Raw genomic sequence first — 19,414 nt, 5'->3', positions numbered from 1 at the left:
CTGTACGGCGGGGCCGCGGGCGTGCCTCACAGGGCCTCTCCCTCGTGCGGGTGGGGTCCCTGCTGCATGCCGCCGGCGCCCGGTTCGGCCTGGTGCGGGATGCGGGCCTCGCCGTGGGCCACGGTGGCCGCCTCTGCGCTCGTCTCGCGGGCCGCGACGACGTCCGCGACGGCGTCGAGCACGCCCCGGTAGCCGGAACAGCGGCAGAGGTTGCCGCAGAGTGCCTGGCGGGTCTCCAGCTCGCTGGGGGCGTGGTTGCCCTCCAGGAGGTCGTGGACGGTCATCGCCATGCCGGGGATGCAGAAGCCGCACTGGACGGCTCCGCAGGCGGACAGGGCGCGCTGGACGTCGGACGGCTCGCCGTCCACGGCGAGGCCCTCGACCGTACGCACCTCGCTGCCCGCCGCCGTGGCCGCGGGGACCAGGCAGGAGGCGACCAGCCGGCCGTCGACCTGGACGTTGCAGGCGCCGCACTCGCCCTGCGAGCAGCCGTCCTTGGCCCCGGCGAGACCGAGGCGCTCGCGGAGCACGTAGAGCAGGGACTCGCCGATCCAGGCGTCGCTCACCGGGCGGTCCACGCCGTTCACATGGAGCAGGTAGGACGCGGACGGGTGCTCGCTCGGTGCGTCGAGGAGGGCGGGGACGGGGGCTGCGGCGGGGAGGGCACCCGCATCCGGGGCTGCTTCCGGTGTCGCGTCCGGGGCTCCGTCAGGTGCCGTTTCCGGGGCCGCTTGCGGGGCTCCCTCAGGTGCCGTGTCCGGTGGCGTCTCGTGGGCTGCTTCGGGGGCTTCGTCCGGTGCCGGGTCCGCTTCGGCCTCCGGAGCGGGTGCAGCCTCGGGCTCGTCGGCGGCGGGGCCCCCGATGTCGGCGGTGGTGGCGGGCTCCGCGTCCACCGCCTGGGCTGTCGGCTCTGCCGGTTCGTCGAGCGCCGGTTCGTCCTGGGCCCGTTCGTCCTGGGCCCGTTCGTCCTGCGCCGGTTCCGCTTCCGGGGTCTGCTCCGCCACGGGTACGGGGTCGGCCACCGGCTCCGGCTCCGGGGTGGCCCAGGGGGCGGGGGCGCCGCCGGGGAGCGTGGCCGGGCGGGCGCTGTCCGCGTACCACTGAGGCGTCTGCGCCGAGGCCAGGAACTCGCCCGATTCGTCCGGGAGGTCCCCGTCCGCCACCGGAATCGTCCACTGGCCGGTGTGGCCGGAGGCGTTCGCATGGCCCGAGTGGTTCACGTGGCCGGAGTCGTTCGCGTCGCCCGAGTGGTTCGCGTGGCCGGGGTGTCCGCCCTCCGGGGCCGCCGCCGTCTCCGGGGCCGGCATCCCGCCGAACGCCTCGGTGAAGTTCCACTGGGCCGTGGCGTGCGACGTGTCCTGGTACGGGCCCTGGTAGCCGCCCTGCCCGCCCTGCTGGTTCGGGTCCGGCCAGTGGACCGCGCCGGACTCCTGGGCGCTGGACTCCTGGGCGGCGGCCTCCTGGGCGCGCTGCTCGGCCTGTGCCTGCTGGGTCTGCGTCTGGAGCACCCAGCTGCCCGTCGCCGCCGGGTCGAGCCCGGCGGCCGGGGTCAGCGGCAGGATCATCGGGGGGACGTACCCCTGGCCGGGAGCGGCCAGCGGAATGTTCGCCAGGTCCTCCGGCGGGAGGTGGACGAACGCGGTGGCGTCGGCGTCGAACCCGTCGCCCTGCGGCGTCGGCTCCCAGCCGCCGTAACGGGGGTCCGGGCCCTCCGAGTGGCCCTGCCGTCCGTGCTGGTCGGGGAATTCCTCATTGCTCACGACAGTGCCCTCCCCAGCGCGCGTCGGGCGAGCGCGGCGACGGTGCGCCGCAGGTGCAGTACGGCCGGGGACAGCGGCGGGGCCTCTGTTCCGTCGGCCGGTGGTGCGTGGTCGGGGATGCAGGCCGCGGCGACGTACTCGCCGAAGGCGGCCAGCGCGTCCGGGGCCAGGCCCCGCTCGCCGTCCCAGTCGATCAGCGAGGCGATCCAGCGCTCCGCCTCCAGCGGGCGCAGCGGCATCGGGGCGATGGCGCCGACCGCGCAGCGCACGCCCCGGCGGGCCGGGTCCAGGACGATGGCGACCGAGGCGGTGGCGCGGCCCGGGCCGGTGCGGCCGGTGGCCTTCAGGAACACCTGCGGGGCGTGCAGCAGCGGTACGCGGACGAAGCCGATCAGCTCCGCGGGCTCCAGCAGTTCACGGCCGGCCAGCAGATGGGAGACGGGAATCTCGCGGCGGGCTCCGCCGGGGCCCGCGATGACCAGCTCGGCCTCCAGCGCGGCCAGCACCGGCAGGGCGTCGCCGGTGGGCGCGGAGGTGACGATGTTGCCGCCGAGCGTGCCGGCGTTGCGGATCTGCGGCGGTCCCGCGGCGCGGGCGGAGGCGGCGAGGGCGGGGATCAGGGCGGCGAAGTCGGGCCGCCCCATGCGGGCGTGGGTGAGGCCGGCGCCCAGCAGCGCGTGGCCGTCCTGGTAGTGCCAGCCGCGCAGCTCGCTGATCCGGCCGAGGCCGACGAGCCCCGAGGGGCGCAGGAGCCCCTTGTTGACGGCCGCCATCAGGTCCGTGCCCCCCGCGACCGGAACGGCCGCGGGCATGGCGCCGAGTGCCGCCACGGCCTCGTCCAACGAGGCCGGCAGCGTCACCGACTGCATCGTCTGCGGTGCGTGCGTGGTCAACCCAGCTGCCCCTTCCCGGTCTCCCGGCTGTCCCGCCTGTTCCGCCGTACGGTACGTGTTCACAGCCCGGACGTGGCAACTCTGGCACATCTTCGGATCGGACCGTCGCGAGGGTCCGCGAAGGGTGGATCCGTCCCTGACCTGCGAGATGGCCGGGTTTCGTCCTTCTTCGGCGGGGAGGGTGAATTGCCACTCTTCAGCGAGGCTTGTACGACTTATTGCGGTTCGCGGCCTCGCTCCGGCGCGTGGGGCGGGGTCTTGGGCGCGTGCCGTCAGGGCTGTTGGCCCCGGACGCGCGCCGGCCGCGGCGGTCCCGGGGGACGGCCGCGGCCGGGCGGTGCGGTGCGGGGGTCACACCACGGGCGGCGCTCCCTCGCGCGGGAAGCCGAGGATGCCGGGGCGCTGCTGCCGGGGGTACGGGCCGGCCGGCGGGCGGTAGTCCACGCCGAGGGCGTCGAGCCGGGCGTAATGGACCGTCATGCGGGCGTCGAACGCGGCGAAGTCCCGGTCGGCCGGGGCGGGCAGGGCGGACCAGGCGACCTCGGCGAAGGCGGCGAGGCGCGGGAAGACCTGGTAGTCGACGCGGGCCCGGTTCTGCATGACCTCGGTCCAGACGTTGGCCTGGGTGCCCAGGATGTGACGGGCCGCCTCCTCGCTCAGGCCCGGCGGGACGGGCTCGAAGCGGTAGACGTCCTCCAGGCTGCGGACGTACCCGATGGGCATCGGCTCGTCGGGGCCGCCGTCCTGACGGTGGTCCAGGTACACCTGCTGCTCGGGGCACATGACGACGTCGTGCCCGGCCTCGGCGGCCGCGATGCCGCCGCCGTAGCCTCGCCAGGAGGAGACCGCGGCCCCTTCGGCGAGGCCTCCTTCGAGGATCTCGTCCCAGCCGATGAGGCGGCGCCCCCGCTCGGTGAGCCAGGCGTCGAAGTGCCGGATGAACCAGGACTGGAGTCCGTCCTCGTCCTTCACGCCGAGTTCGGCGATCCGGGCCTGGGCGAGCGGGGACTCCTTCCACTGGTCCTTGGGGCACTCGTCGCCGCCCATGTGGACGAAGGGGGAGGTCTCGGGCGGGAAGAGTTCGAGCACCTCCTCCAGGACGCCCTCGAAGAAGCGCAGGGTGTCGTCGGTGGGGGCGAGTACGTTCGGGTTGACGCCCCAGGTGTCCCAGACGGTCAGGGCGGTGGTGTCGACGACGTCGGTGTTGCCCAGCTCGGGGTAGGCGCTGATGGCCGCCTGCGAGTGGCCCGGGATGTCGATCTCGGGGACGACCCGGATGTGCCGTTCTGCGGCGTAGGCGACGATCTCGCGGATGTCGTCCTGGGTGTAGAAGCCGCCGTAGGGGGTCTCGTCCCACAGCTCGGAGGCCCGGTGGCCGTATTTGGTGCGCGAGCGCCAGGAGCCGACCTCGGTCAGCCGCGGGTAGCGCTTGATCTCGATGCGCCAGCCCTGGTCGTCGGTGAGGTGGAAGTGGAAGACGTTCAGCTTGTGGGCGGCCAGGAGGTCCAGGTAGCGCAGGACGTCGTCCTTGGGCAGGAAGTGCCGGGAGACGTCGAGCATCATGCCGCGCCAGCCGAAGCGGGGTGCGTCCTCGACGACGACCGCCGGGACCTCCCAGGGGCGGCTCGCGGCGAGGGGCGCGCGCCGGAAGGCGTCCGGGCCGAGGAGTTGACGGAGGGTCTGCGCACCCCGGAAGACGCCTGCGGCGCTGCCGCCCGTGAGGCGTACGGCATCGATTCCGACGGCGAGGCGGTAGGCCTCGGGGGCCAGTTCCCCGTCGAGGGCGAGCAGGATGCCGCGGTCGCCGGCGCCCTCGGCCAGCGACAGTCCGGTGGCCGCGCCGAGCGTGGTGCGCAGCCAGCGGGCGACGCCCTCCGTGCCCGGGGCGGCGCTCAGCGGGGTGTCGTGGCCCAGCGGGTACGGCTGCCCGGAGGGGGCCGCCCTCAGGGTGCGCGGGGCCGGGATCAGGCCGAGAGCCGCGGTGTCCACGGCGCCCGTGGAGAGGGAGTCCTCGGGTGTCATGCCATCAGTCCTTTACCGCTCCGCCCAGTCCGGAGACGAGGCGTCGCTGTACGAGTACGAAGAAGACCAGTACGGGGATGGTCATCACCGTCGAGGCCGCCATGATCCCTCCCCAGTCGTTCTCGTCCGGTTTGAAGAAGACCAGCAGCGCCATGGGCAGCGTCGACTGGGAGGTGTCGCTGATGATGAACGACTTCGCGAACAGGAAGTCGTTCCAGGTGGTGATGAAGGAGAAGACGCTGGTCGCCACGAGGCCCGGGAAGACCAGCGGGAAGAGGATCTGCCAGAGGAAGCGGGTGCGGCTCGCCCCGTCGATGTAGGCGGCCTCCTCCAGGGCTTCGGGGACGGCCTTGACGAAGCCGCGCAGCATCCAGATGGCGAACGGCAGCGAGAAGGCGAGGTGCGGCAGGATCAGCGAGCCGAGCGTGTTCAGCTGCCCGAAGTCCCGCATCAGGAAGAACAGCGGGATGGTCAGCGCCTCCACCGGCACCATCTGCGCGACCAGGAACATGATCAGCAGCGTGGTGCGGAACTTGAAGCGGAACCGGGTCACCGCGGTGGCGGCGAGGAAGGCGATCAGCGCGGAGAGGATGACGACCGTGCCCGCCACCAGCAGGCTGTTGAGGAAGTAGCGGCCGAAGTCCTGCTGTTCGAAGACCCGGCGGAACGAGTCGAGCGAGGGGGACAGCGTCCAGGGGCGGGCTTCGGTGGACTGGATCTCCCCGGCCGGTTTGAAGGCGGAGAGCACCATCCAGTAGAGAGGGAAGGCGACCGCGACGGCGATCAGCAGGGCGGCGGCCTCCGCGGCCAGCCTGCGGGGCCGCTTGACGCGCAGCAGCTTGGCGATGCCGCCGCCGCGCGTGCCCTTCGCGGGATCGCGTACGGGACTGTCGGTCGTCGCGCTCACAGTTCCTCCCCCTGGCGCCTCACCAGGCGCAGATAGACCAGCGTGACGGCCAGCAGGATCACCAGCATCACGACGCCGATCGCGGATCCGAGGCTGTACTGCGAGGACGCGAACGCCTTCTGGTACGCGTACACGTTGAGCACCAGGTTCTGGCCGGCGATGCCGCCGCCGCTGGTCATGACGTAGATCTGGGTGAAGACCTTGAAGTCCCAGATGATCGACTGGATGGTGACGACGATCAGGATGGGCTTGAGCATCGGCGCCATGATGGTGCGCCAGATCCGCCACTGGGACGCGCCGTCCAGCGAGGCGGCCTCCAGCACTTCGGTCGGGATGGCCCGGATGCCCGCGTACACGGTGATCATCACGAACGGGAACGAGCACCACAGGACCGCGAAGAGCACCACGGCGAAGGCGCTGTAGCGCCCGTACATCCAGGAGAAGTCGCCGAGTCCCAGCATCTTGTTGACCGGCCCGAAGTCGGGGTCGAAGAGGAAGACCCAGACGGTGGAGCCGGTGATCGCGGGGGTGGCCCAGGCGCCGAGCGCGGCCATCATCAGCGCGAGCCGGGGCACGGCGCGGATGCGGGTGAGCAGGACGGCCAGCGCGCAGCCGACGATCAGGGTGGACACCACGCAGGCCGCGGCGAAGAGCACGGTGGCGAGGAGGACCTGCCAGAACTGGCTGTCGTTGAAGAGGGTGGCGTAGTTGCCGAAGCCCTGGAAGGTGGTGGGTTCGCCGCCGCTGACCTGGGCCTGGGTGTACTCCAGGAACGAGATCAGGCCAAGTTGGTAGATCGGGTAGACCAGCAGCCCGGCGAGCAGGACGAGCGCCGGCAGGAGGTAGAGCCACGGGGTCCAGCCGGCGCGGTTAGCGGGAGAGACGGACCGGCCGCGCCGGGGCGGGCGGGCGGCCGGGGTGCCGCCGCCCTTCCCGGCCGCGGGCGGCGCCTTGAGCGAGGTGGTGTGCGTGGTCATCGTCAGCCCGCGTCGGTGAAGGCCGTGTCCATCTTCTTCGCCGCGTCGTCCGAGGCCTCGGCCACGTCCTTACGGCCGGAGACGATCTCCTGGAACATCGTCGGCAGGACCAGCGAGGCGTCGATCTGGCCCCAGGCGGGTGAGGCGGGGACGAACTTGGCGCCCGCGCCCAGGGTCGCGACGAACGGGGCGACGAAGGGTTCCTTCTTCGCGGCGTTGTCCAGGACGTCGGTGTAGGTGGGCAGGAAGCCCATCGCGTCGAACATCTCGGCCTGGGTCTTCTTGCCGCTGAGCGACTTCATCAGGTCGACGGCGAGGGTGCGGTGCGAACTGCTCTTGAGGACGCCGAGGTTGTTGCCGCCGGCGAAGGCGGGGGCGATGGAGTTCTTGGCGACGCCGGGCAGCGGGACGACGGCGTACTTGCCCTTGACCGCGCCCGCCTCGACGGCCGCGTGGCTGAAGTCGCCGCCGATGGCCATGGCGGCCTTGCCGGAGGCGAAGGCGGTCACGACGGCGTTGCCGCCCATCGAGGCGCACTTGGCGGCCGGGCAGTTGTCGTCGCCGAACAGGGAGGTGTAGGCCTCGATGCCCTTGCGGGACTTCTCGCTGTTGATGCCCGACTTGTACGTCCCGCCGGTCTCGCCCGCGAGTTCGCCGCCGTTGGCCCAGATGAAGGGCATCGCGCCGTAGGTGTACGCGCCGCCGACCGCGAGGCCGTAGAGATCGGGCTTGGCCTTGCGGATCTTCTTGGCGGTGGAGATCAGCTCGGCCTGCGACTTGGGGGCCTCGATGCCGAGGTCCTCGAAGACGTCGGTGCGGTAGTAGAGGGCCCGGACGCCGACGAAGAAGGGCGCGCCGTAGACCTTGTCGCCGACGGTGACCGACTGCTTGGCGATCGGGTCGGTGTCCTTGGCCTCGTCCCAGGCGCCGAACTCCTCGGTGATGTCCGCGAGTCCGCCGTCCTTGACGTATCCGGCGGTGTCGGAGTTGCCGTACTCGATGAGGTCCGGGGCGCTCTTGGGGTCGTTGAACGCGGCCTTGATCCGCTGTGCGCGGGTGTCGACCGGTATGTACTCGACCTCGACCTTCGCACCCTTGTGGGCCTTCTCGAACGCGGCGACGGCCGTGTCGACGACCTTCTCCTTGGGCTTGTTGCCGACCTCCTGGAAGAGCCAGACACGGAGCGTGCCGCTCTTCTCGTCACCCTTCGCACTGGTGTCGGAGGTCTGCGGCGCGCAGGCGGTGGCGGTGAGGCCGGCCAGCACAAGCGCCGCAGCCGGGGCGGCAATTCGGGCAGAAAGCTTCATCCGGAACCCCTACCGGTCATGCGTTGCATCATGTGCAACGTGCGTTTCGTTCTGCACAACTGGCAGGAGAGTAGATCCGCGTTCCGGTGACGACAAGTGGTCTCGACCACTCTGTGACCAGCGGATGCAGCCCGTGCAACGCGACCGTTCGGTCACCGAGGGTGACCGGACAAGCGGAAGGCCCCCGGGGCGTGCGGTGTCGCACGCCCCGGGGGCCTGACAGCAAGCTGGGTCCGGACCTACTTCTTGTCCTTGCCGCCGCCCTTGCCCTTGTCCTTGTCGCCACCGGCGCCCATGGACTCGTAGATCTCCTTGCACATGGGACAGACCGGGTACTTCTTGGGGTCGCGCCCCGGCACCCAGACCTTCCCGCACAGTGCGACCACGGGAGTGCCCTCCAGGGCACTCGCCATGATCTTGTCCTTCTGGACGTAATGGGCGTAGCGCTCGTGGTCGCCGTCGCCCCTCGACACCTGCGGTGCCGGCTCGACGAGGGTCCCCGTACCTGCCCCGCGATCGGGCTCAAGAGTGCTCATAACCGCCAAGGGTACTGAAAGAGGCGGCCTCCGGTTGAGGGAAGGGTCACCCCCGGTCGAGCGGAGGTTCGCCCCCCAGTTGAACGACCGGGCGTCCCTCGGCCGAGCGACGGTTCGTCGCTCAGTTGAGCGAAGGGTCGTCCGGATACGTGGCGATCATCGCCAGCTCGCTGCGCTGGCGGCGGAGCACCGCGCGCCAGAGCCGTTCGGGGCGCGGGGAGGAGACGTCGCCGGGCTCCGACTCGACCACGTACCACGCGCCCTCGTCCCGCTCGCCTTCCAGTTGACCGGGGCCCCAGCCCGCGTATCCGGCGAAGATCCGCAGCGAACCGAGGGCGGGGCCGAGCAGCTCGGGCGGGGTCTCCAGATCGACCAGGCCGATCGCCCCGTGCACCCGCCGCCAGCCCAGCGGGCCCTCGTCGCCGGGGATCACCGCCACGCCGAGCGCGGAGTCGAGCGAGACCGGGCCGCCCTGGAAGACGACGTCCGGCTCGCCGGTCAGGCTCGCCCAGGACGCGAGGATGTCGCCAACGCCGACCGGGGTCGGGCGGTTGAGGACCACGCCGAGCGAGCCCTCCTCGTCGTGGTCGAGGAGCAGCACCACCGCCCGGTCGAAATTCGGGTCCGTGAGGGCGGGCGCGGCCACGAGCAGCCGCCCTGTGAGCGAGGACACCTCCGTCATGGCAGGAATGATCCCGCATCTTCACCCTCCACGGGGGCGAGTGTCCGTGATCCCGCCCTCAGGAGAGCGAGCGCAGCTCAGGGCGCACGGAGGCACGGGGAGCGCACCGCCGGGGGGAGGCGCGGTGGGCCATCCGGACGGTAACCCTCCGCAAGATCGGGTGTGCGGAGGGTGTTGTGGCGGATTCATGACGTTCGTACACCCCCCTTCGTCTTACGGAAGGGGGGTAGGAGGCCATTACCCTTTTCGTTGGCCCCCTGCCCGACCACTCCGGAACGCGAGATACATGACCGGCACAGACGATGTCCTGCTTGTCCACGGCGGAACCCCGCTGGAGGGCGAGATCCGCGTCCGAGGCGCCAAGAACCTGGTGCCGAAGGCCATGGTCGCCGCGCTGCTCGGCAGCGGGCCCAGCCGCCTCCGCAACGTTCCCGACATCCGTGACGTACGGGTGGTCCGGGGGCTCCTCCAGCTCCACGGCGTCACCGTCCGCCCCGGCGACGAGCCCGGCGAACTGATCCTCGACCCCTCGCACGTCGAGTCGGCGAACGTCGCCGACATCGACGCCCACGCGGGGTCGTCGCGCATCCCGATCCTGTTCTGCGGCCCGCTGCTGCACCGCCTCGGCCACGCCTTCATCCCGGGCCTGGGCGGCTGCGACATCGGCGGCCGGCCGATCGACTTCCACTTCGAGGTGCTCCGCCAGTTCGGCGCGACCATCGAGAAGCGGGCGGACGGCCAGTACCTGGAGGCCCCGCAGCGGCTGCGCGGCACCAAGATCCGGCTGCCGTACCCCTCGGTGGGCTCCACCGAGCAGGTGCTGCTCACCGCCGTCCTCGCCGAGGGCGTCACCGAGCTGTCCAACGCGGCCGTCGAGCCGGAGATCGAGGACCTCATCTGCGTACTGCAGAAGATGGGCGCGATCATCTCCGTGGACACCGACCGGACCATCCGGATCACCGGTGTCGACAAGCTCGACGGTTACACCCACCGGGCGATCCCGGACCGCCTGGAGGCGGCCTCCTGGGCGTCGGCGGCGCTGGCGACCGAGGGCAACATCTATGTGCGCGGCGCCCAGCAGCGCTCGATGATGACCTTCCTGAACACCTTCCGCCGGGTCGGCGGGGCCTTCGAGATCGACGACGAGGGCATCCGCTTCTGGCACCCGGGCGGCGCGCTGAACGCCATCGCGCTGGAGACGGACGTGCACCCCGGCTTCCAGACGGACTGGCAGCAGCCCCTGGTGGTCGCGCTGACGCAGGCCGCCGGCCTGTCGATCGTCCACGAGACGGTGTACGAGTCGCGGCTCGGCTTCACCTCCGCGCTCAACCAGATGGGCGCGCACATCCAGCTGTACCGCGAGTGCCTCGGCGGCTCGGACTGCCGCTTCGGCCAGCGCAACTTCCTGCACTCGGCGGTCGTCTCCGGACCGACCAAGCTCCAGGGCGCCGACCTGGTCATCCCGGACCTCCGGGGCGGCTTCTCGTACCTGATCGCGGCACTGGCGGCGCAGGGCACCTCCCGGGTGCACGGCATCGACCTGATCAACCGCGGTTACGAGAACTTCATGGAGAAGCTGGAGAAGCTCGGCGCGAAGGTCGAACTGCCGGGCGGTTCGCTCGTCTGATCCCCCCGACGCGCCGTGAAGGCCGCACAGTGCTGCCGCACACAGCGCTGCGCACCGCACGGTTCCCGCGTGAGCGGCCCGCCGCCCCGGTTCCGGACTCGGAGCCGGGGCGGCGGGCTGTCGGGCGTCAGAAGGGCCCCTGAAGGCCGCGTGAGCGGGCATGGCGGGCATAGCGGCCCGGGGTGGTGCCCGCGATGCGCTTGAAGTGCCGGGTGAGGTGGGACTGGTCGTGGAAGCCGACGGCGGCGGCCGCCTCGCCCGGCGGCATCCCGTCGAGCAGCAGGCGGCGGGCCCGGTCGACGCGGCGGGACGTCACGTACTGGTGCGGCGCGATGGCGTACGCAGCGCTGAAGGCCCGTACAAGATGGGTGGGGTGCGCGTGGAGCAGCCGGGCGGCCCCGTCCAGGGTGACGCCCTCGCGCAGCCGCTCGTCGAGGAGCTCGCGCAGATCCCGTGCGACGCCCCGGCCGGGCGGCGGGTCCGCGGGGAGGTCCGCGGGGCGCAGGTGTGCCCGCAGCCGCTCGCCGATGAAGGCCAGGCGGCTCTCCGCCTCGAACGCGTCGCCCGGGTCCACGAGGGCGGTGTGCAGCCGGCCGACGCGGGTGCGCAGCAGCGGGTCGGCGAGGTCGGGGGTGTCCACGGCGGGTCCGACGAGGCCCGCGTCGAGCTGCGTCATGTCCAGGTAGAGCACCCGTTTGCGGAAGCCGTCGGAGGTCGCGGGCGAGCCGTTGTGCGGGACGCCGGGCGGCAGCAGGCTCACCGTGCCGTCCGGGGTGGAGCGCTCGTGGCGGTCCAGGTCGTAGCGGACGGCGCCGTCGTCGACGATCAGGAGCGTCCAGGCGTCGTGGACGTGCATGGGGTAGGCGTGCTCGGTGAAGCGGGCGTGGAAGACCTCCACGACGCCGGCGACGGCCGGACGCCAGGCCGCGACGGACTGGATCTCCTGCCGTGGCGCCACGCCAAGAACGTACAAGACCGCGCCCGGGTCCACCGGCCAGTCTCGAACCATGAGAAACACGAACGAGACCGAGAGCGGGAGCGAGACCGAGACCACGGTGGCCGGGAGCGGGACCGCGGTGGCGGGGAGCGGGAGCGGGACCGCGGTGGCGGGGAGCGTTCCCGTCCGCTTCGACACGAAGGTCGCGGTGCTGCTCCGTGACGACCTGGAGTCCTGGCAGCGCCTGAACGTGACCGCCTTTCTGGTCAGCGGCCTGGGTACGGCGGTGCCCGAGGTGATCGGCGAACCCTACGAGGACGCCGACTCCACCGCGTATCTGCCGATGCTCCGGCAGCCCGTGCTGGTCTTCGAGGGGGCGAAGGAGACGGTGACCGCCGCGCACGCCAGGGCGCTGTCCCGGTCGCTGGCGACGGCCGTGTTCACCGCGGACCTCTTCGGCACGGGGAACGACCGGGACAACCGGGCGGCCGTACGGGCGGTGGGGCGGGACGCCCTGGATCTGGTGGGCCTGGCCGTGTACGGGCCACGCAACGCCGTCGACAAGGTCCTCAAGGGAGCGCGGATGCACCCCTGAGCCCTCCGCTCGCCCCCGGGAGGCCCCGCAATGCCCCCGGCACTGTGCGGGGGCTCCTGCGGGGCGCATGTGCCTACGGCATGCGCGAGGGCGGCCACTCCTGGTCGGGAGTGGCCGCCCTCTGTTGCGCCGTTGAGGGTTACTTGCCCTTGGCGGCTTCCTTGAGCTTCGAGCCCGCGGAGACCTTCACGCTGTAGCCGGCGGGGATGTTGATCGGGTCGCCGGTCTGCGGGTTGCGAGCGGTGCGAGCGGCACGGTGGGTGCGCTCGAAGGTCAGGAAGCCGGGGATGGTGACCTTCTCGTCGCCCTTGGCGACAATCTCACCGACGGTCTCGGCGAGCGCGGCCAGCACGGCGTCGGCGTCCTTGCGAGTCACCTCGGCGCGGTCGGCCAGGGCGGCCACCAGCTCACTGCGGTTCATGTTGTTACTCCCGTGTTCTTCTTGCCTGTGAGGCGTGAGATCGAAGCCGATGCTGCCAGGGCCCTCTGACAGTCCCCGGACCCGGGTCTGATGTCAGACCCTCTCGCCCGATTACGCATCCTGCCCCCACCAGCGGCGGGAAAGCCAATCCGGAACCCTTCGGGGTCAATGAAAAGCGCCACGGTTCGCTCGTGGTGACGCTCCGTCGACTTGGCCGAGCGGACCGCAGCGGATGCCGGGCCCCGCAGGGCCCACTGCCCGCCCACCCTAAAGGGGCGTTTGGGGCGCCGCGACCCGCGACGCGCCGTACGGCACGGGCGGGTGCGACCCGGGGTGTCCTGCGAGTGCCCCGTCAGAGGCCCCCGAAACTGTGGGATCAGACGGATACGGAAGGGGCCGTTCCGGTGTCCGTGGCGGCCTTCGCGGCGGCCCGGACGGCTCCGGCGACCGCGCCCGCCACCTTGTCGTTGAAGACCGAGGGGATGATGTAGTTCGCGTTGACCTCGTCCTCGGCGACCACGTCGGCGAGCGCGCCGGCCGCGGCGAGCATCATCTCCGTGTTGACGGTGCGGGACTGAGCGTCCAGCAGGCCGCGGAAAACACCCGGGAAGACCAGCACGTTGTTGATCTGGTTGGGGAAGTCCGAGCGGCCGGTGGCGACGACCGCCGCCGTCTGACGGGCGATCGCGGGGTCGACCTCGGGGTCCGGGTTCGCGAGCGCGAACACGATCGCGCCGTCCGCCATCGCGGCGACGTCGTCGCCGTTCAGCACGTTCGGGGCGGAGACGCCGATGAAGACGTCGGCGCCGACGACGGCCTCCTTGAGGGTGCCGGTGACGCCCTCCGGGTTGGTGTTGTCGGCGATCCAGCGCAGCGGGGAGTCGGGGTCGGCCGCGACCAGGTCCTCGCGTCCGGCGTGCACCACACCGTGGATGTCGGCGACGACGGCGTGCTTGACGCCGGCGGCGATGAGCAGCTTCAGGATGGCCGTACCGGCCGCTCCCGCACCGGACATGACGACCCGTACGTCCCCGATGTTCTTGCCCACCACGCGCAGGGCGTTGGTGAGGGCGGCCAGCACGACGATCGCGGTGCCGTGCTGGTCGTCGTGGAAGACGGGGATGTCGAGGGCCTCGCGCAGCCGGGCCTCGATCTCGAAGCAGCGCGGCGCGGAGATGTCCTCCAGGTTGATGCCGGCGAAGCCGGGGGCGATGGCCTTGACGATCGCGACGATCTCGTCGGTGTCCTGCGTGTCCAGGCAGATCGGCCAGGCGTCGATGCCGGCGAAGCGCTTGAAGAGGGCCGCCTTGCCCTCCATGACGGGCAGCGCGGCCATCGGGCCGATGTTGCCGAGGCCGAGCACCGCGGAGCCGTCCGTCACGACTGCGACGGAGTTGCGCTTGATGGTGAGGCGGCGCGCGTCCTCGGGGTTCTCGGCGATGGCCATGCAGACCCGGGCGACGCCGGGGGTGTAGATCATCGACAGGTCGTCACGGTTGCGGATGGGGTGCTTGGACGCCATCTCGATCTTGCCGCCGAGGTGCATGAGGAAGGTACGGTCGGAGACCTTGCCCAGCGTGACCCCCTCGATGCCGCGCAGACCTTCGACGATCTCGTCCGCGTGCGAGGTGGAGGTCGCGGCGATGGTGACGTCGATCCGCAGCATCTCGTGACCTGAGGCGGTCACGTCGAGGCCGGTGACCGAGCCGCCGGAGGACTCCACGGCCGTGGTGAGCTGGGAGACCGCGGTGCCGCTCGCGGGCACCTCCAGCCTGACCGTCATCGAGTACGAGACGCTGGGCGCCGTTGCCATGGCCGAGTCCTTCGCTTCCTGAGCTTCATTGCCGCACATCCGGAACCTTCGCTCCGGACACGCTTCCCGATCGTCGCACCTACTGGCTGGTAGCCGGTAATGACTGCCGTCTTTCGGAAAGTAGTTTCCACCATACGAGAAACTACCCGTTCGGCGGAACCCCCAACGGGACCCGAACCGGCCGGGCGGCCCGGCAAACAGGAAACAGAGCCCGTGCGACAGCGAAGAGAGCCCGGGAAACAGCGAGACAGAGCCCGGGAGACGGGAGCGGAGCCCGGGAAAACAAGAACAGACCCGCGCCACCAGCAGGTGACGCGGGTCTGTCTTCTTCGGTTGGGTGGCACCGACCCGCCATGCTCGCCTCGCGGCAAGTGGTCGCTCGAAGCGACGAAGGTTGGGCCCGGGGGCTTGGATCGAGCCGGTGCCACTACCAAGGTAACAAAGACCCCCGAGAAGTGATTCCCGCGCGCCGGGTTGACTCGCCGAGCCCCTTCGGCGTCAGTCCCTCAGCAGGTCCGGCACCCCGTCCTCGTCCGGCAGGTCCCGCTCCCCCGAGACCACCGTGAGCTGCTGGGTCGCCCGGGTCAGCGCCACGTACAGCACCCGCAGACCGGCCGGGGACTCGTCCGCGATCTCCGCGGGCGAGACGACCACCGTGGCGTCGTACTCCAGCCCCTTGGCCTCCAGGCTGCCCAGCGCCACCACCCGCTCCCCCAGCTCCGCGAGCCACTCGCGCGCCTGGGCGCGCCGGTTCATCGCGACGACCACGCCGACCGTGCCGTCCACCTCCGCGAGCAGCCGCGCGGCCTCCTCGCGGACCGTGGCGGCCAGGTCGCCCGCGCGTACCGGCTCGAAGCGGGGCACCACGCCGGTCGAGCGGACCGCCGCCGGCGACTCCATGCCGGGCATCGCCAGCGCCAGCACCTTCGCGGCCAGCTCCGCGATCTCCGCCGGGTTGCGGTAGTTCACGGTGAGGGTGAAGCGGCGGCGCGGCCGGGAGCCGAGCGCCTCGTCCCGGGCGGCGCCCGCCTCGTCCGGGTCGGACCAGGAGGACTGGGCCGGGTCGCCGACGATCGTCCAGGTGGCGTGCCGGCCCCGGCGGCCGACCATGCGCCACTGCATCGGCGTGAGGTCCTGCGCCTCGTCGACGATGACGTGCGCGTACTCGGTGCGCTCCGCCGCGAGCCGCTCGGCCCGCTCCCACTGGGTCTCCTCGCGCTGCGGCATCAGCTCCTCGAGACCGGTGAGCTGGTCCAGAGGGTCCGCCTCGCGCTTCCGGCGGGGCCGGTTCGGGGTGCCGAGCAGCGCCTGGAGCTCGTCCAGGAGCGCCACGTCGTGGACGGAGAGAGGCCCGCTGCCGTCCGCGTCGAGACGCTTCAGCGACCGGGCCAGGCGGCGCACCTCGCCCTGGTTGAGGATGCGCCGGGACCAGCGGCCGAGGCGTCGCTCGTCGGCCATCGCGGCCAGCACCCGGCGCGGCGTCAGCTCGGGCCACCAGGCGTCGAGGAACTCCAGGAACGGGGTCTCGGTGGAGACGTCCTCGTCGAACGACGAGCGCAGCTCCGCCACCAGCTGGGGGTCGGTGTACCGGCCGCGTCCGGAGGACTTGCTCCACAGGGCGTCCAACAGCAGCTTGCGGGCGCGCGGGCGCAGCAGATTGACCGGGGCCGTGCCGCCCAGGACGTTGTGCCGGATGCGCTGGAGCTCGTCGGCCGCCAGCTCGACCCGGCCCCCGAAGGCGACGACGCGCAGCCGGTCCGGGGTCGTCGCGGCGCCGCGCTGCTCGGGCTCCTCGCCGAAGGAGAGCTGGCCCGCCTCCTCCCGCGGGGCCGCGGGCCGGCCCTGTTCCAGCGCACCCCGGGCGGCCTTGCGCAGCACGTGGAGCATCCGGGAGGAGCCCTTGATCCGGGCCACCGCCGGTTCGTCGTAGGTGGTCGCGCCCTGGAGGCCCGCCGCGTCGTCGGAGAGCGAGCCGACCGCGCGGATCGCGACCTGGCCCTCCTCACCGAGTGAGGGCAGCACCCCTTCGGTGTACGCGACCAGGAGCGGGGTGGGCGAGACGATCAGGATGCCGCCCGCGTACCGCCGCCGGTCCTGGTAGAGCAGATACGCCGCCCGGTGCAGGGCGACCGCTGTCTTGCCGGTGCCGGGGCCTCCGGTGACCTCGGTGACGGAGGCGGCGGGGGCCCGGATGACCAGGTCCTGTTCGGCCTGGATGGAGGAGACGATGTCCCGCATGGTGTGGCTGCGGGCCTGGCCGAGCGCCGCCATCAGCGCGCCGTCCCCGATCACCGGCAGCTTCTCGCCGTCCAGGAACGCCGTCAGCTCCGGGCGCATCAGGTCGTCCTCGACCCCGAGGACCTTGCGGCCCTTGGAGCGGATGACCCGGCGGCGTACGACGCGGCCCGGCTCCTTCGGGGTGGAGCGGTAGAACGGCGCGGCCGCCGGGGCCCGCCAGTCGATCACCAGCGGCGCGTAGTCGGAGTCCAGGACCCCGATCCGGCCGATGTGGAGCGTCTCCGCGATGTCGGCGGTGGCGTCCTCCCGCACGGTGTCGTCGGCCGGCTCGACGGAGGTGTACGCGCCGTCCGGGCCGCGCTCCCCGTCCTTGCCGAGCAGCAGGTCGATCCTCCCGAAGAGGAAGTCCTCGAACTCGCTGTTCAGCCGGTTGAGGTGGATCCCCGCCCGGAACACCTGGGCGTCCCGCTCCGCGAGCGCGCCGGGGGTACCGACCTGGCCGCGTTTGACGGCGTCGTTCATAAGAAATTCCGCCTCGTCGATCTTCTCTTCGAGGCGGTGATAAACACGGTCGAGATGCTCCTGCTCGACACCGATTTCCCGGTCCCGCAGCGATTCGACAGCGGCATCCTGCGCGGCCACCGAGGCCCCCTTCTGACGTGCACTGGGCAGCCGTCAACCCTATGCGAAGGGGGGCCCGAGCGCACCTGTCGACCGGGGGCGATCGCGCGTCGCGTCGGGCGGGGGCCCGGTTCACTCGACGCCGGGCGGAATTTCTCTCTCCGGTCCGCGCCCGTCGGCCGCCCGCAGGGCCCGGCGCCGGTGCCGGGCGACCCGTTCGCGGTTGCCGCAGACCTCGCCGGAGCACCAGCGGCGCCGCCCGCCGCGCGAGGTGTCCAGGTAGAGGCGGTGGCAGTCCTCGCCCTGGCAGCGGCGCAGGGCCGCCCGTGCGGCCGGGTCGGTGAGCAGGTCCACCGCGTCCCGGGCGACGACGGCGAGGAGCCCCGCGCAGTCGGGTGCCGCGCTCAGGGCCCGCACCAGGCCGCCGTCCGCGCAGCGCACCGCGCGGGGCCCCGGAGGCGCCTCGGAGGCCAGGGAATTGACCTGCTCCAGCGCCCCGTCGGCCTCGGGACCCCCGAGCTGAGCTGTCATCAGGCGCCCGACCACGGAGCGAAGTTCGTGGAAGCGGGCCACCCAGGCGTCGTCCAGCGCCGTCAGCACGGTGCCCGGCGGGACGAGCCGGGCGTCGGTCAGCCATCGGGCCAGACATCTGGGCCCGTCGAGCTGTTCGCAGGCCCCGGGCGCCCCGCCCGCGGGCTCCGTGGCCACCAGATCGAGGCAGATCCGGCCCGTGTCGAACCGCCACATCCGCGCACCCCTGCCCGTTGCCATGCTCCTGTCACCACCTTGGGTCACCGGTCGAACGGCCACCCCCAGAGTGCCCCGGCCGGGGCCCGGCCGGAACCCCCGCCGCCGTCCCGGTGCCGGGACCCTCCCCCGTACCGTGGCGGCCATGGATCACGAGGGTGAGAGACCCATGGACCACCGGGACGGGGACACCGTGCCCGGCCCCGGCGGCCTGCGGCTGCGCCGGTGGCGCGAGGACGACCTGTCGGCGCTGCTGGAGGCGTACGAGGATCCGGCGATGCGGCGGTGGCTGGCCACCCAGGTCTCCGGGGCGGACGGGGCGGCCGACTGGCTGGAGGCGCAGCGCACGGGGTGGGCGACGGGCACCCGCTTCGCCTTCGCCGTGACCGACGGCGGGCGGGACGGCGAACCGCTCGGCAACATCGTGCTGAAGCGGCCGGACCCGGGCAACGACTGTGCGGAGGTGGGCTACTGGACGACGGCCGCGGCGCGCGGCCGGGGCGTGGCGTCACGGGCGCTGACGGCGCTGACCGACTGGGCGTTCACGGAGTTCGCCGAACAGGGCCTGTCCAGGCTGGAGTTGCTTCACCAGGTGGACAACGAGGCTTCGTGCCGGGTGGCGGAGAAGTGCGGTTACGCGCTGGCGCGGGTGATCCCGGCACTGCCGCCCTCCTATCCGCTGGACGGCCATGTGCATGCGCGCGAGGCCCCCTCGGCGGCGCTCAGCCGGCCGGCGGGTCGTCGTGCAGAAGCCGCTGGAACAGGTGGTGGTCGCGCCAGCCGCCGTTGATGTGCAGATAGCCCGGCGCGGTGCCGATCCGCTCGAACCCGGCCTTGGCGAGCACCCGTTGGGATGGACCGTTGTCGGTGACGGTCGCCGCCTCGACGCGGTGCAGGCCTAGCCGGTCGCGGGCGGCGTCGCAGACCGCGCCGACGGCTGCGGTGGCGAGACCGCGTCCGGCGTGGTCCGCGTCGACCCAGTAGCCGAGGCGGGCGTTGCGGTAGGGGCCTCGCTCGACTCCGGAGAGCGTGAAGCCGCCGATCACCCGGCCGTCGTCGTCCGCGAGCGCCCAGGGCATGGACCGCCCGGCGTCCCGGTCGGCGAGCAGGGCGGTGAGCCGGGCGGTCTGGCCCTCGACGGTGTAGAAGGTCTCGGGGCGTACGGGTTCCCAGCGGCGCATGTACGCGCGGTTGCGGGTGAGGGCCGCGGCGAAGGCGGGCGCGTCGGTGATCGCGACGGGGCGGAAGGCCACGTCCGGGGCGATCCGGCGGAGGTGATCGGTCATCCGGTCACGTTAAGGCCCGACGAGACGCCCGCATGGGCTGACCCT

At 72.1% G+C, this 19,414-nt stretch carries 17 protein-coding genes; 3 read left to right on the top strand and 14 right to left on the bottom strand.

Going from position 1 to position 19,414, the window contains the following annotated elements:
• Nucleotides 1-26 precede the first annotated feature (26 nt).
• The 8 genes from N7925_RS22865 to N7925_RS22830 form a co-directional block, all read right to left on the bottom strand.
• Nucleotides 27-1,760 carry a (2Fe-2S)-binding protein gene (locus N7925_RS22865; RefSeq protein ID WP_274345001.1) on the bottom strand — a complete coding sequence of 578 codons (1,734 nt, stop codon included), beginning with the start codon at nt 1,758-1,760 and terminating at the stop codon, nt 27-29.
• Entirely contained in the window at nt 1,757-2,653 is an 897-nt protein-coding gene (locus tag N7925_RS22860) for an FAD binding domain-containing protein (protein ID WP_265601322.1), read from the bottom strand. The genes N7925_RS22865 and N7925_RS22860 overlap by 4 nt, the downstream gene beginning before the upstream one ends.
• A gap of 351 nt (nt 2,654-3,004) precedes the next feature.
• Complete coding sequence (locus N7925_RS22855; RefSeq protein ID WP_274345000.1) at nt 3,005-4,675, bottom strand: beta-N-acetylhexosaminidase; 1,671 nt, start codon at nt 4,673-4,675, stop codon at nt 3,005-3,007.
• A gap of 4 nt (nt 4,676-4,679) precedes the next feature.
• Nucleotides 4,680-5,522 (bottom strand): carbohydrate ABC transporter permease, encoded by an 843-nt coding sequence (locus N7925_RS22850; protein WP_274346537.1) that lies wholly within the window; start codon nt 5,520-5,522, stop codon nt 4,680-4,682.
• 56 nt (nt 5,523-5,578) lie between these two features.
• Entirely contained in the window at nt 5,579-6,559 is a 981-nt protein-coding gene (locus tag N7925_RS22845) for a carbohydrate ABC transporter permease (protein WP_265601320.1), read from the bottom strand.
• Between the two features lie 2 nt (nt 6,560-6,561).
• Complete coding sequence (locus N7925_RS22840; protein WP_265601319.1) at nt 6,562-7,866, bottom strand: extracellular solute-binding protein; 1,305 nt, start codon at nt 7,864-7,866, stop codon at nt 6,562-6,564.
• Between the two features lie 239 nt (nt 7,867-8,105).
• Nucleotides 8,106-8,402 carry a DUF3039 domain-containing protein gene (locus N7925_RS22835; protein WP_103506920.1) on the bottom strand — a complete coding sequence of 99 codons (297 nt, stop codon included), beginning with the start codon at nt 8,400-8,402 and terminating at the stop codon, nt 8,106-8,108.
• 121 nt (nt 8,403-8,523) lie between these two features.
• On the bottom strand, nt 8,524-9,084 hold the full coding sequence (locus tag N7925_RS22830) for a YqgE/AlgH family protein (protein ID WP_265601318.1): 561 nt from the start codon (nt 9,082-9,084) through the stop codon (nt 8,524-8,526).
• A gap of 286 nt (nt 9,085-9,370) precedes the next feature.
• Here N7925_RS22830 and murA point away from each other — a divergent pair, with 286 nt between their 5' ends.
• Complete coding sequence (gene murA / locus N7925_RS22825) at nt 9,371-10,711, top strand: UDP-N-acetylglucosamine 1-carboxyvinyltransferase (protein ID WP_097866898.1); 1,341 nt, start codon at nt 9,371-9,373, stop codon at nt 10,709-10,711.
• A gap of 127 nt (nt 10,712-10,838) precedes the next feature.
• Here murA and N7925_RS22820 read toward each other — a convergent pair whose 3' ends face one another.
• Nucleotides 10,839-11,720, bottom strand: a complete 882-nt coding sequence (locus tag N7925_RS22820) for an AraC family transcriptional regulator (RefSeq protein WP_443032235.1) — start codon at nt 11,718-11,720, stop codon at nt 10,839-10,841.
• Here N7925_RS22820 and N7925_RS22815 point away from each other — a divergent pair.
• Nucleotides 11,719-12,243 (top strand): DUF2000 domain-containing protein, encoded by a 525-nt coding sequence (locus tag N7925_RS22815; RefSeq protein WP_274344998.1) that lies wholly within the window; start codon nt 11,719-11,721, stop codon nt 12,241-12,243. The two genes, N7925_RS22820 and N7925_RS22815, sit on opposite strands and share 2 nt — an antisense overlap.
• A 139-nt stretch (nt 12,244-12,382) precedes the next feature.
• On the opposite strand, the gene N7925_RS22810 is transcribed toward N7925_RS22815, so the two are convergent.
• From N7925_RS22810 to N7925_RS22795, 4 genes are all read right to left on the bottom strand, one after another.
• The gene (locus N7925_RS22810) at nt 12,383-12,664 is read right to left on the bottom strand and encodes an HU family DNA-binding protein (RefSeq protein ID WP_003968811.1); all 282 of its coding nucleotides are present in this window, start codon (nt 12,662-12,664) and stop codon (nt 12,383-12,385) included.
• A 376-nt stretch (nt 12,665-13,040) separates the two neighbouring features.
• Complete coding sequence (locus N7925_RS22805) at nt 13,041-14,477, bottom strand: NAD-dependent malic enzyme (protein ID WP_274344995.1); 1,437 nt, start codon at nt 14,475-14,477, stop codon at nt 13,041-13,043.
• A gap of 498 nt (nt 14,478-14,975) precedes the next feature.
• Nucleotides 14,976-17,357, bottom strand: coding sequence for a HelD family protein (locus tag N7925_RS22800; protein ID WP_265601314.1), 2,382 nt, complete (start codon nt 17,355-17,357; stop codon nt 14,976-14,978).
• 111 nt (nt 17,358-17,468) lie between these two features.
• Nucleotides 17,469-18,107, bottom strand: a complete 639-nt coding sequence (locus N7925_RS22795; protein ID WP_274344994.1) for a CGNR zinc finger domain-containing protein — start codon at nt 18,105-18,107, stop codon at nt 17,469-17,471.
• A gap of 145 nt (nt 18,108-18,252) precedes the next feature.
• Between N7925_RS22795 and N7925_RS22790 the strand changes: the two genes are divergently transcribed.
• Complete coding sequence (locus N7925_RS22790; RefSeq protein WP_265603977.1) at nt 18,253-18,873, top strand: GNAT family N-acetyltransferase; 621 nt, start codon at nt 18,253-18,255, stop codon at nt 18,871-18,873.
• On the opposite strand, the gene N7925_RS22785 is transcribed toward N7925_RS22790, so the two are convergent.
• Nucleotides 18,806-19,369 carry a GNAT family N-acetyltransferase gene (locus tag N7925_RS22785; RefSeq protein WP_265601312.1) on the bottom strand — a complete coding sequence of 188 codons (564 nt, stop codon included), beginning with the start codon at nt 19,367-19,369 and terminating at the stop codon, nt 18,806-18,808. The genes N7925_RS22790 and N7925_RS22785 overlap by 68 nt on opposite strands.
• Between the last annotated feature and the right edge of the window lie 45 nt (nt 19,370-19,414).

The sequence above is a fragment of the Streptomyces sp. CA-278952 genome (assembly GCF_028747205.1).
Classification (GTDB): Bacteria; Actinomycetota; Actinomycetes; order Streptomycetales; family Streptomycetaceae; genus Streptomyces.
Note: the sequence above shows the minus strand (reverse complement) of the source record. Positions and strands in the feature narration are given on the sequence as shown.

Excerpts from the sequence above, each read along its gene's own strand:
- murA (WP_097866898.1), top strand. The coding sequence starts at position 9,371 with ATGACCGGCACAGACGATGTCCTGCTTGTCCACGGCGGAACCCCGCTG.
- N7925_RS22790 (WP_265603977.1), top strand. The coding sequence starts at position 18,253 with ATGGACCACCGGGACGGGGACACCGTGCCCGGCCCCGGCGGCCTGCGG.
- N7925_RS22805 (WP_274344995.1), bottom strand. The coding sequence starts at position 14,477 with ATGGCAACGGCGCCCAGCGTCTCGTACTCGATGACGGTCAGGCTGGAG.
- N7925_RS22840 (WP_265601319.1), bottom strand. The coding sequence starts at position 7,866 with ATGAAGCTTTCTGCCCGAATTGCCGCCCCGGCTGCGGCGCTTGTGCTG.
- N7925_RS22830 (WP_265601318.1), bottom strand. The coding sequence starts at position 9,084 with ATGACGGAGGTGTCCTCGCTCACAGGGCGGCTGCTCGTGGCCGCGCCC.
- N7925_RS22855 (WP_274345000.1), bottom strand. The coding sequence starts at position 4,675 with ATGACACCCGAGGACTCCCTCTCCACGGGCGCCGTGGACACCGCGGCT.
- N7925_RS22820 (WP_443032235.1), bottom strand. The coding sequence starts at position 11,720 with ATGGTTCGAGACTGGCCGGTGGACCCGGGCGCGGTCTTGTACGTTCTT.
- N7925_RS22835 (WP_103506920.1), bottom strand. The coding sequence starts at position 8,402 with ATGAGCACTCTTGAGCCCGATCGCGGGGCAGGTACGGGGACCCTCGTC.
- N7925_RS22810 (WP_003968811.1), bottom strand. The coding sequence starts at position 12,664 with ATGAACCGCAGTGAGCTGGTGGCCGCCCTGGCCGACCGCGCCGAGGTG.
- N7925_RS22845 (WP_265601320.1), bottom strand. The coding sequence starts at position 6,559 with ATGACCACGCACACCACCTCGCTCAAGGCGCCGCCCGCGGCCGGGAAG.
- N7925_RS22795 (WP_274344994.1), bottom strand. The coding sequence starts at position 18,107 with ATGGCAACGGGCAGGGGTGCGCGGATGTGGCGGTTCGACACGGGCCGG.
- N7925_RS22815 (WP_274344998.1), top strand. The coding sequence starts at position 11,719 with ATGAGAAACACGAACGAGACCGAGAGCGGGAGCGAGACCGAGACCACG.
- N7925_RS22785 (WP_265601312.1), bottom strand. The coding sequence starts at position 19,369 with ATGACCGATCACCTCCGCCGGATCGCCCCGGACGTGGCCTTCCGCCCC.